This window comes from Leucobacter faecis (assembly GCF_054456635.2).
This window is the reverse complement of record NZ_JBTJEP020000007.1, coordinates 69,628-85,829: the sequence shown is the minus strand read 5'-3', so window position 1 is coordinate 85,829 and position 16,202 is coordinate 69,628. Positions and strand designations below refer to the sequence as shown.

At 65.6% G+C, this 16,202-nt stretch carries 9 protein-coding genes; 5 read left to right on the top strand and 4 right to left on the bottom strand.

The genetic code is table 11. The features are described from left to right. Positions 1–293: 293 nt before the first annotated feature. A complete protein-coding gene (locus ACXR2T_RS07615) occupies positions 294–1,109 on the bottom strand; it encodes a response regulator (protein ID WP_458838855.1) in 816 nt (271 codons plus the stop codon). Then, entirely contained in the window at positions 1,106–2,659 is a 1,554-nt protein-coding gene (locus ACXR2T_RS07610; RefSeq protein ID WP_458838856.1) for a sensor histidine kinase, read from the bottom strand. Before ACXR2T_RS07610 ends, ACXR2T_RS07615 begins: the two co-directional genes overlap by 4 nt. A gap of 174 nt (positions 2,660–2,833) precedes the next feature. On the opposite strand from ACXR2T_RS07610, the gene ACXR2T_RS07605 reads away from it, so the two are divergent. Together ACXR2T_RS07605 and ACXR2T_RS07600 are read left to right on the top strand one after the other, a co-directional pair. After that, the gene (locus ACXR2T_RS07605; RefSeq protein WP_458838857.1) at positions 2,834–3,814 is read left to right on the top strand and encodes an ABC transporter ATP-binding protein; all 981 of its coding nucleotides are present in this window, start codon (positions 2,834–2,836) and stop codon (positions 3,812–3,814) included. Continuing rightward, on the top strand, positions 3,811–4,935 hold the full coding sequence (locus tag ACXR2T_RS07600; RefSeq protein WP_458838858.1) for an ABC transporter permease: 1,125 nt from the start codon (positions 3,811–3,813) through the stop codon (positions 4,933–4,935). The genes ACXR2T_RS07605 and ACXR2T_RS07600 overlap by 4 nt, the downstream gene beginning before the upstream one ends. Before the next feature lie 702 nt (positions 4,936–5,637). On the opposite strand, the gene ACXR2T_RS07595 is transcribed toward ACXR2T_RS07600, so the two are convergent. Then, positions 5,638–6,945: a zinc-binding dehydrogenase gene (locus ACXR2T_RS07595; protein ID WP_458838859.1), complete on the bottom strand. Its 1,308-nt coding sequence runs from the start codon at positions 6,943–6,945 to the stop codon at positions 5,638–5,640. A gap of 530 nt (positions 6,946–7,475) precedes the next feature. Between ACXR2T_RS07595 and ACXR2T_RS07590 the strand changes: the two genes are divergently transcribed. The 3 genes from ACXR2T_RS07590 to ACXR2T_RS07580 all read left to right on the top strand — a co-directional run bounded on the left by ACXR2T_RS07590 (position 7,476) and on the right by ACXR2T_RS07580 (position 10,761). Further along, a complete protein-coding gene (locus ACXR2T_RS07590; protein ID WP_458838876.1) occupies positions 7,476–8,945 on the top strand; it encodes a DHA2 family efflux MFS transporter permease subunit in 1,470 nt (489 codons plus the stop codon). Positions 8,946–8,978: 33 nt separating this feature from the next. Continuing rightward, on the top strand, positions 8,979–9,296 hold the full coding sequence (locus ACXR2T_RS07585) for a thiamine-binding protein (RefSeq protein WP_458838860.1): 318 nt from the start codon (positions 8,979–8,981) through the stop codon (positions 9,294–9,296). Positions 9,297–9,588: 292 nt separating this feature from the next. Beyond that, positions 9,589–10,761, top strand: a complete 1,173-nt coding sequence (locus ACXR2T_RS07580) for a glycosyltransferase (protein WP_458838861.1) — start codon at positions 9,589–9,591, stop codon at positions 10,759–10,761. A gap of 16 nt (positions 10,762–10,777) precedes the next feature. Here ACXR2T_RS07580 and ACXR2T_RS07575 read toward each other — a convergent pair whose 3' ends face one another. Next, complete coding sequence (locus ACXR2T_RS07575) at positions 10,778–16,156, bottom strand: PKD domain-containing protein (protein WP_458838862.1); 5,379 nt, start codon at positions 16,154–16,156, stop codon at positions 10,778–10,780. Positions 16,157–16,202 lie beyond the last annotated feature (46 nt).

Here is a 16,202-nt window from a genome sequence, read left to right as displayed (position 1 = left end):
TACGTCAATCACAGCTCAAGCATCAGTTTTCCCAGACTATTGATGCTTGAAGCGTGATCGATGTGCGAAGGGTTGCGACTGCTGCTTCTCAGTCCGAGCTGACCCGAACAAGTCGCTGACGTTTCCCGCCGGGGCGATTTGATCCTGCCTTGAGCACGCGGGAAGCGCAACCGCGACCAGCATGAACCACGCAATTGGTTGGGCCACTGAAGCAAAATATGCGCGAGTAGTTCCGCTTCTGAACGGGTTTAAAGCGGAACTGCTCGCGCATATTTTGGAACACGAGGACTGGGCTACAGCACGTTTTGGGTGTGCGCCCAGACGACGGCCTGAATGCGGTCGCGCACGCCGAGCTTCTGCAGAATGTTTGACACGTGCGTCTTCACGGTTGACTCGCCTACGAACAGGGCCGCCGCGATCTCGGTGTTTGACGCTCCGGTCGCGAGCTGCCGCAACACGTCGCGTTCACGCTCAGTGAGACCCGCCGTTTCGAGCGGGCACGGGGCGCCTGCGGTGTCGGCGGTGTCGGTGGCACCCGCGGCACTAACCCCAGAGACACCGGTGGTATCGACGGGCGGCACAGCTTTAGATGTCTGTGCGTCATTCGCGGCGGTGTCGAGCGCGCTCGCGCCCGCGGCACCTGACGTGCCTGCCGTACCCACCGCACCCGCGGCGCGTTCCATCACCGCGCGGGTGACGTCTGGACCGAGCAGCGCGCCACCGCCCGCGAGCGTACGCACGGCATCGATGAGCTGCTCGGCGCGTGCCGTCTTGAGCAAGAAACCGCTCACCCCCGCGGCCAGCGCGTCAAACAGGTAGCGCTCATGCCCAAACGTGGTGAGCACAAGAATCGCGGGACGCGCATTATCCGCAACACCCGCCACCCCCGCAACGCCGCCCAGAATCTGCCGCGACGCTGCAATACCATCGAGCTTAGGCATCTCGACGTCCATGCAGATCACGTCGGGGGAGAGCTCTGCCGCGAGCTCCACCGCCGCAACACCATCGGCGGCCTCACCCACGACCTCAATATCGGGCTCCGTCTCGAGGATGATGCGAAACCCAGACCGCACGAGCGCCTGGTCATCAACGAGCAGTACGCGGATCATGCGCGGCCCCCCAAAATAATTGAGCTGCTCTCGGGGGTATCGGCGAGACGTGCACCCCCGGCAGAATCCGACGCGCCACTCAGACCACTCAGACCACTCGTGCCACTAGCGGGTGCCACACCCAGCGGAACGCGGGCCCGCACCAGAAACCCACCGCCCTCGCGGCGCATCGTTTCGACGGTGCCACCGACGGCGCCCACGCGCTCACGCATGCCGCGAAGCCCGAGCCCGGCACCAGTACTGCCCGCGCCAACACCAGCAGCGGCACCACCAGAGAAACCGCCAGCACCCAGCCGCTGCGCCGTGCCCGTGTCACCCACTTCGAGCTCGACCGCACGCGCCTCAAACCGCAGCCGCACCGTCGCCTCGGCACCAACGCCCGCGTGCTTGCGCGCGTTCGTGAGCGCCTCCTGTGCGGTGCGGTACAGGGCGACATCGACGAGCATCGGCACGGGGCGCGCCTCGCCCGCCACGATCAACGTCGCCGGTAGCCCCGCCGCCGCAGACGCCGCGACGAGCGCCGGCAACTGCGCGATGCCAATTGTCGTTGCGGCGTCCCCCGTCTCGGGCGCCCGCAGCGTGCCCACGAGCCCGCGCAGCTCGGCGATCGCGGTCTCGGCGCTCGATTCGACGACCTCGAGGGCGGCCGCGGCGCGGGCAAGCTCGGCTGTTCCGGATCCGGCGCCAGCACCCCTCGAAACACCCGCGCCCGCCTCGGCCCGCTCGACGAGACGCCGTGCCGCGCCCGCCTGAATGCCCATCACCGAGACGTGGTGCGCGACGACGTCGTGCAGCTCGCGGGCGATCGCGATGCGGTCGAGCGCGACGGCCTGCTCGGCGCTGGTGCGGCGTTCGAGCTCGAGTTCGCGGCCCTGCGCCTCGAGTCGGGCACGCATGCGGGCCGACTGCCAGGAGCGGTCACCGAAGTAGAACGCGCCACCAAAGTACAACAGGTTCGTGATGATCTGAATGACCGAGTATGTGGCGAATGCCGAGAAGAGCCCCGAGCGCGAGACTCCGGGCATCGCGTCGACGTCTGACGACGCGATGATGAGCGCGACGACGAGCCACAGAATCATCGCGGCGCTGATGCCACAGCGGATCCAGAATGCGAGGGCGCGCCGCGGCTCCCACGAGCCGACCGTGTACAAAGCAATAAACAAGCCGATGTTGGTGATGAGCAGCTCGGGCACCGCGAACTGGCCGCAAATGAAGAAGCCGAGAGCTGCGAGCACCGCGACGGGCACCGGCCACACGCGGCGCAGCGCGAGCGGCAGGGTGACAAGACCCAAACCCAGCACCGACACCCACAGGGGTGCGGGGTGCTCGTAGATTCCGGTGCGGGCGTACAACAGCGACGTGGTGACCGCGGCGACCGCGAGCACGGCCGCGAGGCCCGCGTCGAAGCGCAGCGTCTCGCGGGTAGCGCGCGGCCGCACCCAGCCGCTGCCCGACGTTGTCGTGGCTGGGTCGGCCGGGTCGGCTGGCCCTGTCGGCCCTGTCGTGTTGCTTAGCGGTGCCGTATCGCTCAGCAGCGCGGGTTCACTCATGAGGTTAAGCGTAACGGGGTGGGAGGCTCAAGGCCTCCGCCTGACGGGGGACTCTGTGCCGTAAACACTCGCCGACCGGGCCAGCCAGAACGAACACGCACCACAATCTCCCCCTCGCGGGGGAGGCGGCGCACCCTGCCGCCCCGCCAAGCTAGATCCAACGAAAGGATCAGCATGATCGAGATCAAGGGAATCGGCCGCACGTTCGGCGATCGCCGCGTGCTCGACGACGTCACGTTTGGGGTCGCGAGCGGCCGCATGACGGGCTTCGTGGGTGGCAACGGCGCGGGCAAGACCACCACCATGCGCATCATCCTCGGTGTGCTCGCGCAAGACACAGGCAGCGTGGAGTTCGACGGGTCGCCCATCACCCCGGCCGACCGTTCACGCATCGGCTATATGCCCGAGGAGCGCGGACTCTACCCCAAGATGAAGGTGCTCGAGCAGCTCGTCTACCTCGGCCGCCTGCACGGCATGGCCCCCGCCGCCGCCAAATCGTCGGCCGAGCAGCTCGTCGAACGCCTCGGCCTCACCGAGCGCGCGAACGACACTCTCGAGAGCCTGTCGCTCGGCAACCAGCAGCGCGCACAGATCGCCGCCGCGCTCGTGCACGAGCCCGCCGCGCTCGTGCTCGACGAACCGTTCTCGGGCCTTGACCCGATGGCCGTCGAGGTGGTGCTCGGGGTGCTGCGCGACTACGCCGCACAGGGCGCTCCCGTACTGTTCTCGTCGCACCAGCTCGACATTGTCGAGCGGCTCTGCGACGACGTCGTCGTGATCGGCAGCGGCAAGATTCTCGCCGCCGGCTCACGCGAGGGGCTGCGCGCGGCTCATGCGGGCCTGAGCTTCGCCCTCGAGCTCGCGGGCCCCACCGCCGACGCGGGCTGGGTGCGTGAGCAGCCCGGCATCACCGTGACCCACCTCGATGGCGGTCTCGCCCGCTTCGACGCCGAGACCGAGGGCGCCGCCCAACGGGTCCTCGCCGCGGCGGTCGCGCTCGGCACGCAGGGCGACGCAGGCGCGCTCGGCGCGCAGGGCGACGCAGGCGCGCTCGGCGCGCAGGGCGCGGCGTCAGGCGGATCCGGCACGATCGTGCGCCGTTTCGGCCACGAAACCCCCACGCTCGCTCAGATCTTCAAGGAGGTAGTGCGATGAGCACCCAGCACCAGGCGCGCGCCAAAGCGCCGCACCAGCAACTCGCCCCGGCCCAGGCGACCTGGCTCGTCGCTGAGCGCGAGATCACGACCCGGCTGCGGTCGAAAGCGTTTCTCGTCTCGACCGGAATTCTGCTCTTCCTCGTGCTCGCGGGCGTGCTCGCGAGCGGCCTCATCGCGCAGGCGGGCGGCATCGGCGGCCCCACGAAGGTCGCCGCGGTGGGCAGCTCGGTCACGCAGCTTGATGCCGCGGGGTTCGAGGTCACCGAAGCTCCGGATCGCGCCACCGCCGAAGCCCTCGTGCTTGACGGCGAGGTTGACGCCGCAGTGGTCGACGGTGGCGACACCGCCGTCAACCTGACCGTGCTCGCGAAAGACAGCCCACCCACAGACGTACTGCAGGCGCTGTCGGCCTCGCCCTCGGTCGAACTGCTCGCGCCCACGACAGATAACCCGTTTCTCGCCTACATCATCGCGATCGCGTTTGGTGTCGTGTTTATGATGAGCGCGATCACGTTTGGTACGACGATCGCGCAGAGCGTGGTCGAAGAGAAGCAGACCCGCATCGTCGAGATTCTGCTCGCGACGGTGCCGGCGCGCACCATTCTCGCGGGCAAGATTGTGGGCAACAGCATCTTGGCGCTCGCGCAGGTGGTGGCGATCGCGGCGCTCGCGTCAGTGGGCATGCTCGCGACCGGGCAAGACCTGCTGCTCGGTGAACTCGGCACCGCGCTGATCTGGTTTGGCATTCTCTTTGCGTTTGGCTTCGTGCTCTTGGCGGCGCTGTACGCGGCGCTCGCCTCGCTCGTGTCGCGGCAGGAGGACATCGGTTCGGTGACGAGCCCCGTCATGATGCTGGTGATGCTGCCCTACATGGGCGTGATCGTGTTTTACGACAACCCCGTCGCGCTCGCGGTGATGAGTTACGTGCCGTTCTCGGCGCCGGTGGGCATGCCGATGCGGCTCTACCTGGGCACCGCTGAGTGGTGGGAGCCGGTCTTGTCGGTGGGCGTGCTCGCGGTCTCGATCGCGCTGGTGTGGGCGCTCGGTGCACGCATCTACGAGGGATCCATCTTGCGCACAGGCACCCGCGTGAAGCTGGGCGAGGCACTCAAGGGTTGAGCGGGCGTGCCTGTGCCCTGACTCGTGCCACTTGTTAGAATTTCCTACATCATTTGATGAGAGGTTGCGCCAATAGGTGGATTCGTCATGCTGCGCGAGCGGAGCGAGTCGCAGCATCCACACTAGATTCAGCGACTGTGCGCAGAATGATAATGGTCTAGTGCGCGGCCTCGCAGAAATCGTTGACTTGATGCGGTGCTGGCACGTGTGCCACCGCACTAAAACGAGGGGCTTGCGCACTCACTGGCGCGCAATGTCAGGCTCCGAACAGCAATTGGGAAAACTATTTCTGGCCGGTGCTCGTTACTACATGAGCTGTCTGCCTGCATTCAAACAGCACGAACAAGGTCACACACAGGCGCCAAAGCCTCGTGTGGCCAAAAGTGGGTGTTATCAGGACCGATAACACCCACTTTTGGCCGCACGGCATCTTATGGCAGCGTGCAACACGCCAATTCGTCAGAGGAGTCGATCTTTGGTGCAACGGATGCGGGCAACGTTTCATTCGCCGGGGCGGTTGCCTTCAAGGTTCGACTTGTGCACTGCGCGCCAGCAGTAAAGTGGCACGAGTCAGGTCAAGGGCTGAGCGCTCGCGTCTGTGCCCACGCTCACGCGCACGCGCAAGCGTGATGGCACTACCGGGGCCACGGGTGGTGGTTGTGAGGCCGCATAACCACCACCCGTGGCCCCAGTAGAGCTGTTTTAGTTCGAGGGGTTGGGTGCTGCTGGCTTTGGCGCCACCGGTTTGGGGCCGGGTTTTGGGGCAGCAGCGCTCACGGTGCCCGCGCTCTCCGTGGGGTGCGGCGTGGGCTTGGGGCCGGGCTTCGGCGTCGGCCCGGTCGGCGCAGTCGGGCCCGCAGGCTTTGCCGACGGAGCGGCGGGTTTTAGAGCCTCGGCGCTTGTCGAACGGGGTGCGGGGGCGTGCGGTTTAGGGCGCGCGGTGCCGGGCTTTACGAGCAGCTTGCCGGGAGCCGCGTGCGACTCCATCAACCGGTGTGCGCCAGCGGCCTCTTCGAGCGTGAGTACCTTCGCGACCCGGCCCTTGAGCTGACCCCGCGCAAGCATGTTGTTGATCGCCGCTGCGGCAGCCGCAAGGTCTGCGACTGACGCGTTGCTAATCACGAACCCGCGCAGCTGAATGTCGCGTGTGTAGAAGTCATTGGGCGAGATTGTGCCGCCAGCAGCGCCAGCAGCGCCAGCAGCAGCGCTAGTACCTCCGGGAGCAGTATTCGAGCTGGCACCCGCGAGCCCCGCCGACACGATGACGCGACCACCGCGTGCCACGAGCCGCAGTGATGCGGCGAGGTCGAGCCTGCCGGTTGTATCCCACCACACGTTCACCCCGTCGGGCGCGGCAGCGTACACCCGGTCGAGCAGTGCAGCATCGGTGCGGTCGAACACCTCGTCGGCGCCGCAGGCGCGCACCCAGTCGGCGTCGTGCGGGGAGCACGACGCGAGCACGCGGGCCCCCATCGCGTGCGCCAGTTGCACGGCGGCCGAGCCGACCCCGCCCGCGGCGCCCCCAACGAACACGGTTTCGCCCACGAGTAGCCCGGCCTCGCGCACGAGCCCCAGGTATGCGGTTGCCGCGGTGTGTGCGACTGTCGCCACAGCCTCAGGCGTGACCCCGGCGGGAGTCGCATATAAACGCTCGGCCGGCACCAGCGCGAACTCGCTAAACGAGCCCTGCCTGCCGTCGTACCCCAGGCTGTTGCACCACACCGAGTCGCCCACCTTAAACCCGGTAACACCGGGCCCCACCTGCGCGACAGTGCCGGCGATGTCGCGGCCAATAACAAATGGCTCACCGGCGGCCGCGGGCCGCGCCGTCGCGTATGCGCCCGACCTGATGAAGGTGTCAACGTGATTCACCGCCATCACCGTGCTCTGCACGAGCACGCTGCCGGGCCCGGGGCGTGGAATAGGCACGTCGCCCACCACAATTGAGTCGGCCGGGCCTGCTTCGCGAACGAAAGCGGCCCGCATGTGTTCTACGCCGTCGATAGTCATGTGCTCAATCTACGCCCGATGTATGTGATGGTGGACCCTGCGAGTCGCAAGCTCGCGCCCACCTCCTGTCTTCCTGCGCGACGGAGGAGCCGCAGGAGACACTCGCGCCTAGATTCTGCGAGTCGCAAGCTCCCGCAGAATGACGGGGTGTGGGGCAAGCTCCCGCAGAATGACGGGTTGGTGTGCTCACGCAGGGTGACGGGTTGGTGGGCTCGCGCAGGGTGACGGGTGTGTATGCTCGCGCGCCACGAGAGATTTGCGCTCGCGCAGGAGATCCGCCGTCGTGCAGGATCAAAACGCAGAAAGTCTCCTGCGGGAGTGCAGATCTCCTGCGGGAGTGCAAATCCCCCGAAAGCGCGCGGAGCAAGCGCGCGGAGCAAGCGCGCGGAGCCAGCGCGTAGGGACAGCGCGTGTGCACAGAGAGAACTGATCGGCAGCTGAAGATGGCACGGCCCGATCCGGAGCGAAGCACGTAGGCTTAGCGAGTGAAGAACGAGCGCAGCACCCCAGAAGAGAACGCAGCTAAGCCGATGAGGCCGTGGGCGGCGCTGTGGTCGATGGTGCTGGGTTTCTTCATGATTCTGGTTGATACGACGATCGTGTCGGTCGCGAACCCGTCGATCATGCAGGGCCTCGAGACGACCATGACGGCGACCCTGTGGGCGACGAGCGCGTACCTGCTCGCGTACGCGGTGCCGCTGCTCATCACGGGGCGCCTCGGTGACCGATTTGGCCCGCGCCGGCTGTATCTGCTGGGGCTCATCGTGTTTACGCTCGCCTCGCTCGCGTGTGGCATGGCCCCCAATATTGAGGTGCTGATTGGCGCGCGCGTCGCGCAGGGCCTGGGTGCCGCGATGCTCACCCCGCAGACGATGGCCGTGATTACGCGCATCTTCGCGCCGCGCGAGCGCGGTTCTGCGATGGCGATCTGGGGGGTCACGGCGGGCGTCGCGACTCTCGTGGGGCCGATCCTGGGCGGTTTCTTGATCGACGCGGCGGGCTGGGAATGGATCTTCTTCGTCAACCTTCCTGTGGGTGTGATCGCGTTTGTGCTCGCCCTCAAGTACGTGCCCAAGCTGCCCACGAGCGCGCATCGCTTCGACTGGCTGGGCGTCGCGCTCAGCGCCGCGGGCATGTTCATGCTCGTGTTCGGTATTCAAGAGGGCGAGAGCTACGACTGGGGCACGATCGTGGGCCCCATCACCGTGCCGATGCTCATTATCGCGGGCGTCGTGCTGCTCGTGCTTTTCGTGCTGTGGCAGTGGAAGCAGGACGGCGAACCCCTGATCCCGCTGCGTATTTTCAGGGACCGAAACTTCTCGGTGGGCACCGCCGTGATCGTGACCGTGGGCTTCGCGGTCACCGCGCAGAGCCTGCCCATGATGTTCTACTTTCAGCTCGTGCTCGGCCTCACGCCTACCCAATCGGCCCTGATGCTCGCTCCCATGGCGGTGCTGTCGATCGCGCTCGCACGCCCCGTCGGGCTGTTCATCGACCGCGGCGAACCGCGCCGCGTCGCGACCCTCGGGCTCGTGCTGGTCGCGGCCGGCCTCGCCATGTACTTCGTGCTGATGCGCCCCGACGCCTCGATCTGGCTGCTGCTCGTGGCGAGCGCGGTGCTCGGCCTCGGCAACGCGTTCATGTGGGGTCCGCTCGCTTCGATCACCACGTTCGGTCTGGCCCCTGAACTCGCGGGCGCCGGATCAGGCGTCTACAACACCAGCCGCCAGGTGGGGGCGGTGCTCGGATCAGCGGCCATCACGGTGCTCATGGCAGCGCTGTTGAGTGCACAGTTTGGCGCTGCGGCCGCGAAGATGGGAGAGCAGGGAGCCGGTCGTGTGGGCGCGCTGCCCGAGCCTGTGCGCGAGGGATTCTCGAGCGCCATGGCGCACTCGCTGATTCTGCCGCTCGCGGTGATCGCGGTGGGTATTGTGGTGACACTGCTGTTTGGCAAACGCCCCGTGAAGTCAGAGACGGGGCCGGTGCCCGTCAACCCGTAATGCTGCGCGCTTGCGCCCCGAGAAAGGAACCCCATGATCCTCGCCTTTTCAGTTGCGCCGAGCGGTGAAGCGCCGGGCCGCAAAGAGCGCGCCGACGGCTCAGTATCAGACGCGGTCGCTGAGGCCGTAAAGGTGGTGCGCGCCTCGGGGCTGCCGCACCGCACCTCGTCGATGTTCACCGAGATCGAGGGGGAATGGGACGAGGTGTTCGACGTGGTGAAGCGGGCCACCGAGGCGGTCATGCCGTTTGGTGCGCGGGTGTCGCTCGTCATCAAGGCCGACATTCGCCCCGGCTTCGCGGGTGAGATCGACGGCAAGCTTGAGCGGTTGGAACGGGCGATCGACGGGTAGCTGGGGCTGGAAGAGGCACGGTTGGGGCTCTCAACAGGGAGCTGGGGGCACTAACTCGGCCGGCAGAAGCCGCAGCGCAACATTCCGCACGAACTGCACGATCTCGTGAGAGGATCAGAAGTACCCAGATCAATGGTGACCTGGACCAGGCCATTCTGGCCCTGGACAAGGTCTCGCCAGAAGTGGAGTGCGACGTGTATGGCATCATCCGTGTGAGAGGCTCTAGAAGGCAACTGCGGCTGCCGACCCTCGTTGATGACTGCGGGCAGCACAGCCACACCCGGTAACGCCCATGGAAGCCCGCACCCCACCGGCCGTGCTCATCGCGAACCCGTCGGCAGACCTCTACGGTTCAGACCGCATGGCCATCGAATGCGCACGTGCCCTCCTCAGCCATGGGTTTCGTGTCGTGGTCACCTGCTCGGTGGACGGCCCGCTTGTGCAGGCGATGCAAGACCTCGGAGCCGAGGTGCGTGTGTTGCCTGCACCCGTGATTCGAAAGAGCATGTTGAAACCGGCAGGCCTCGTGCGCCTCGCCAAACAACTCGCGACGGCACTGCCTCAGATGCGCAAGCTCGTGCGCGAAGTGCGTCCGCAATTTGTGCTCGCGAACACGGTGACGGTGCCGTTTTGGACGGCTGTGGGGCGCCTCAACGGGACCCGAGTGCTCGTGTACGTGCACGAGGCGGAGGCCTCGCTGCGGCCACTCGCGCGCAAGCTCCTGATCGCGCCGCTGCGTTTCGCAGATGGGGTGATCTATAACTCCGAGACAAGCCGCAGAGTGTCGTGGGTGAACGCCCTCGAACGCCGGGGGCGCACCCACATTGTCTACAACGGCGTGCCCGGTCCGGGCACGGTCGTCGCTCCACGTAGCGAAATCAATTCGCCGCTGCGCGTCGTCTTCGTTGGTCGCCTCTCACCGCGCAAGGGGCCGGATCTGCTGCTCGAGGCCGCAGGAATGCTGCGGAATGACGGGATTGATGTCGAACTGGAGCTGGTGGGCGACGTGTTTCCCGGCTATGAGTGGTACGAAAATGAGCTGCGACAGCGTACGACCGAACTCGGGCTGACGCACCGGGTCGCCTTTGGTGGGTTTCAGTCGAGTGTCTGGGAAGCGCTGGCTCGAGCTGACGTCGCGGTGGTGCCATCGCGATCTGACGAATCATTTGGCAACGTGGTGGTCGAGGCAGCGCTGAGTGGGCGCCCCGTCGTGGTGGCTGACCACTCGGGCTTGCGAGAGGCATCTGCTGGTCTCGCTGCGGCCGTGCGCGTGCCGAAGGATGATGCCGAGGCCGTAGCGCACGCGTTGCGCCGCGTCGTCGAAGAGTGGCCGAGCCTGAGCGCGTCGGCGATACGGGACGCCACATACGCCAGCGACAATTACGCCCCCGAGCAGTACCAGCGCAGGCTTCTGGAGGCGATTGACCAACTCGTAGTTCCGAGTCGACGCAGTCGCCTCCAGTAGCCGCGTAGGGCGATGCTTAGGGCGCTACAGTCTGCACGTGGAAGTCATCGAAGAACACACTGTATGGCAACGTCTGGAAGCCGCCACCCGTATAGGTTGAGAACCCGACATAGCCCGGCGCTTGCAACTCGGCGCTGGCATCGGTGCCGCTCACCTGCCAGTCCGCGGGCTCAGCGGTGCCGGCCTCCCAGACCTTGCTGCGCAGGCTGGTGGGGGCCGTACCGAAGACCTGCACGCGAGCATTGTATGTGGTGCCGGGCGTTAGCGTAAGCCCGGTGAGATCACGCCAAGCGATGACGGAGCCGCCATTGGCCACTTGCGCCTGGACCCCGCCGCCCTGGTCGACGATCCAGCGAGCGCGGTAGTCGGCCGCGCCCACGACACGGCCGAGCGTCGAAATATACAGACGGCCGGAGGAACTCGGCAGCGCCGCCACACGAAACGAGACCGTCAAATCGGTACTGTCAGACACCGCAGCCGGCAACGAGGCCGTGCGGGTCTGGCTCGCCGCAATCGACGTGAGGCGTGCGGCATTGTCTTCGACGCCAACATTTGCCACACCCGCGGTTTGGGTCCACGCACCGCCTGCGGCGGCGGACCCCAGGAGGCCTGGAGCCCGGTCGAAATCATCTGCTCCAAAGACGACGGGGTCGGGTTGCGGGGGTGCGGCGACGGTCACCGCCTCAGTGTGGGTCGCCGTGGCGCCCTGGTCGTCTGTGACGGTGAGCGTCACCGTATACGTGCCAGCGGCGGCATAGGCGTGTGTCGTCGTGACACCCGTGCCCGCTGCCGAGCCGTCACCCCAGTCCCATCCATAACTCGTGATGGTACCGTCGGGATCGGTGGATGCCGAAGCGTCGACGCTGGCCGTCAGATCGGCGGCGGTCGCGGTGAACGCAGCTGCCGGGGCCTGGTTGGCCGGCCCGCCCGGTGCCGTCACGGTCACGTTCTTCGATAGCGTGGCGGTTGCCCCCTGATTATCAGTGACGGTGAGTTTCACCACATACGTGCCTGCGGCGGTGTAAGTGTGGGTCGCCGCAGCCCCGCTCCCAGCGGGGCTGTTGTCTCCCCAGTCCCAGGCATAAGAGGCAATCGTGCCGTCTGGATCGCTTGAACCGGAGCCGTCCGTGTGCACCGAGAGATCAGCGGCGGTCGCGGTGAATGCGGCGGTGGGGGCTTGATTCGCGGGTGGTTCAGGTGCACCCTCTGTTGACCCCGCCCAGAAATTGTCGAAGCGGGTTTGGAAGGGTGTGTTCGTGGCCCCGCCGCCGAGATAGACTCCGAGCCCGACCTGACCGGGGGCCTGCAGCGCCGCAGTCGCGTCGGTGGTCGTCGTGGTCCAGGTCGCGGGCTCGGGTGACCCCACTTTCCAGACCTTCAGGTTGAGAGTAGTAGGTGAGGCCCCGGTGGCCTCGCCGCGCACCCGAATCGTGTCGCCCGCCGCGAGATTGACTGACGTACCCACATTGGTGAGCACCGTTCCGTTGCGCATGAGCTGTGCCGTAACGCCGCCACCGGTGGTGACGATGAGCCGGGCCACGTATTCATCGCCGCTGATGCGACGCAGGTGCACCGTGCTGAACGAACTTCCCCCCACGGGACGCTGCGGCAGTGTGACGTCGACTTCGACTGCCGTGTCGGTCGAGGACACGCTCTGGAGGTAGGCGTACCGCTGCGAACCGCCAGCGGGTTGCACAAACACCGCCTGATCCCCGTCGACGCGATAGTTCCCTGCGCTCTGCAATAGCGACCATGAGCCGCCTACGTCGGCGGCGCCGAGCCCGGTGGCTACGTTGCGTCCGAAACTATCGCGGGCGTAGGTTACGGCACCGACTGGCAAGCTCACGCTGACGGGGTGGCTCGTGACGCCGGTGGCGCCTTCATTGTCAGTGACCGTCAGTTTGAGCGTGTAGTCACCCGGTGTCGCATAGCTGTGGGTCGCTGTTGCGCCGCTGCCTGCGGGGCTGCCATCACCCCAGTCCCAGCTGTAGCTCGCAATTGTGCCGTCCGGATCCGCCGAATCTGAGCCGTTGACGGACACTGTGAGCTCAGCCGTCGTGGTGGTAAACGATGCGGTGGGGGCCTGGTTCGGGGCAACCGAGACCTGTGCGGTCTTCGAACTGGTTGCTCCGTCGTTATCGGTGACCGTGAGCGTAATGGTGTAAGCGCCCGCCGCTGCGTACGTGTGCGTCGAGGTTGCACCGGTGCTGGTTGGAGCGCCGTCGCCCCAGTCCCAGCGATACTCAGCGATCGTGCCGTCCGGATCGGAAGAGGCGGTGCCATCGACCGACACGTTGAGACGGTTCGTCGTCGGCACAAAGGAGGCGGTCGGCTTCACGTTCGGTGCTGTGCCTGTGGTGCCGAGTCCATAGTGCAGCGCGACGTCGGCGGCAGGGAGCGCCGCGGAGTACACGGCCACTTCATCGATGGTGCCACCGAACTGGTTGCCTCCCGGGCCCCAGGTGACGTCTCCGCCCACGTGCCAGTACCCTGAATAGCTTTGAGCTTGCGCCGCAGTATTCGAGTCGATGAGCTGGCCGTCGACGTACAACCGCATGCCGCTCGCATCCTGTGTTGCGACCACCTGATGCCAACCGCCGTCATTGTAAGACTGTGGTGTCGTGAGCCGTTGCTCCACCCCGGAATAGGTGCCGAATACGAGCTGGCCGGTGTTGGTCATGTAGACGTGCCGGTCATAACTTGTCGAATTTGAGGTTGAGCTGCTGCTGCCGAACCCGAGAATCTTGCCACCATTCGTGCTGGTCGTGTTGAACCATGCTTCGAGTGAGTAGGCTCGCGGGTCGGAGAACGAGTTCTCGCTGACAATCTGCCCGCCGGAGAAGCGTACGCCGGGGTTCGCGACACCCTGCAGAGGGCCCGCAACATTCTTGGTGTGACCGCCGAGGTACCGGCCACGCTGGCCCATCCCCGCGGTGTCGTTTGCAATGCTGCCCGTGGTCTCGTCCATGCGCCAGTAGAGGGTAGGCGCGAGATCATATACGGCAGCACCGTAGGCATCGGTCGGTCGGGTGCTGGCGGGCACCGTCCTGCCAGCGGCGGCATAGTGTGCTTCGACCGATTGCAGGCTGAGCGGTGTCGTGTATACCGCGACCTCGTCAATGTCACCGCGGAAGTAGCTGTTGCCAGCCCAGGTGCGGTCGCCACCTACTCTCCAGTAGCCGTAGTAGTACGCGGCACTGGCGGCATCGGTGCGCTGCGCCACGCGAGCCCCGTCGACATAGAGCACCATTCCGCCGGTGCCAAGTGTGGCCACGACGTGGTGCCATTGAGCGTCGTTGTATGACGATGGTGAGGTGATCGTGCGCTGGCCGCCTGCGTTGACACCAAAGCTAATACGTCCATTTGATTCCATGTAGATGTGCCGGTCGTAACTTGAGGAAAGGCCCGTGCGGTTATTACCAAACCCGGCAATCTTGCCGCCTGGGCCGTTATTTGCATCAGTGCGAACCCAAGCCTCAATAGAGAACGTCTGTGGGGCGATAATTTTCTTGTCAGTCGCACCGAAGCCAGAGGAGCCTCCGAACCGGGTGGCTCGGCGGTCACTCTCGCCAGAAATAGCCCCGGCCAGGTTGCGGGTGTACCCGCCCGACAGGGTCAAGTCTGAGCCGCCACCCCAATCGCTTGCGGTTGCCCCAGTCGCCTCGTCGAGTGGCCAGTAGCTGCTCGGGAGATCCTTGAGTACTGCCGTCTTGTATGCGCTCGGGGTCGACGCCCCCGATGCGCTCGCCGTCGCGGTGCCGCTCATGATTGAGTTGCCTCGCGCGTCGGTCGCTCGCACGCGATAAGAGTAGTTAGTGCCCGCCTCAACGGTGGTGTCGACGTACCCGAACGGGGGGATCGCCCAGTCGTCCTTCTTGGAACGGAGGGCGTCAAATGTCTTGATGACGACGTTGTCGCGAAGCACCTCGTACTTCAAGAACTCGTTGTCTCGGTCCCAATTGGAGGGCCAGCTAACACGGACTGCCCCGTTTGCCACCTGAGTGGCCGAGGGCATCCAGTCAGTGTTCCACAGAATTGGCCCCTGCGCTTCGGGGGCCTTCGACGGAATGGCGAAACGTACGAGCCCCTGTTGTCCTACGTTGTTGACCCGCGTGAACTCGCCTCCATAGACGAGATACTCCGAGTTGCCGTTCACCGTCCAGGGGCCCTGGTAAGCCCCACTCACGGTGCCGGTATTAAACAGCGGGAACCAGTGTTGGAGCTTGGGCTGGGGGTTGCCGACAAAGTCGTTGTAACCGAGGTTGAGCCCGGGGGGAACGTTGCGATTGACGGTTTTTGTGACGGCGATTGCGCGGTAGAAGGTCCAGTTCGGATCACTCTGTGGGAATCCGCCTTCGAGGCTACCGCAGTAGTGGGGGTGGCCCGCGGCATACACGGTGTCGCCCATCGGCTGTACGTCATACTGGTCGCCGTGGCAGTCATTCACCCATTCCAGGTTGCCCGTGTCCCACGAAGCTCGGAAGCTGCCCTCGAGCGTACCGCCAGAGCCAAACGTGTAGCCCACACCGTAAACGGAATCTTCGTCGGACTTGAGGGACAGGATGGCGGCGTTATTGCCAGCATTGCGAATGACCGAGTTTGCGCCGAAGGGTAATGAAGCGCCCGATTGTGCGTCGACCATGCCTAGGCCGTAGCCCGGGTTGGCGCTGCCGTTGAGGGTGGGGAAGTCGCCGCCGATCACGACTTTCGTCTCGTCGGGGGACACGATCACCGCGCGGCCCCTGCGCTGCACATCCGGTGCCCACGGAAGCAGCGATCCGGATCGAGTGAATGCAGCAGCGCCCGCCCGATCTTGGCCTGAGACGCGGCCAAAGGTGCCGGTTAGGTAGACCGCCGTATTGGTGGCGTCCACACCATCGACCGTGCTGTTAGCGTTGGGGTTGAACGAGGTCAGCGTTCCGCTGGGAAGATCGAAAGCGGCCACTCGGTTACGCGAGACCCCGTTCACCGTGCTGAAGTCGCCCACAATGTAGAGCGTCTTGCCGTCAGGTGCGGCGGCAACCTGCCGCACCTGGGCGTTGATTGTCGGTGCGAATGATGCGATCAGCTGCCCGGTCGAAAGGCTGTAGGCGAGCAGGTTGGAGCGCGGTGTCTCGTCGGTGCCGGGGGCGGCCCCCGCTGGGCGGGCGCTCGAGAATGACCCTGCCGCGTAGACGACGTCGCCGACGACCTCCTGGTCCCAGGCGATTCCGTTCATTTGGACGGTGGGAAGGGCGTCTGCCGTGACAGTGGCCGGGGTGCCCGCGGGTGGATCGGTGTCTGCAAAGGCTTGCTGCGCTGGCCAGAGCATCGTGGCGATCACTGCGAGCGTCGCTGTCGCAGCGGTGAGGGCGAAGCCTTTGCGGTGAACCAGGGGGAAAGCGATCGTGACCATCAGAGTTCCTAAACTGATAACCCGTTCGACGTAATCCCCCCGATTT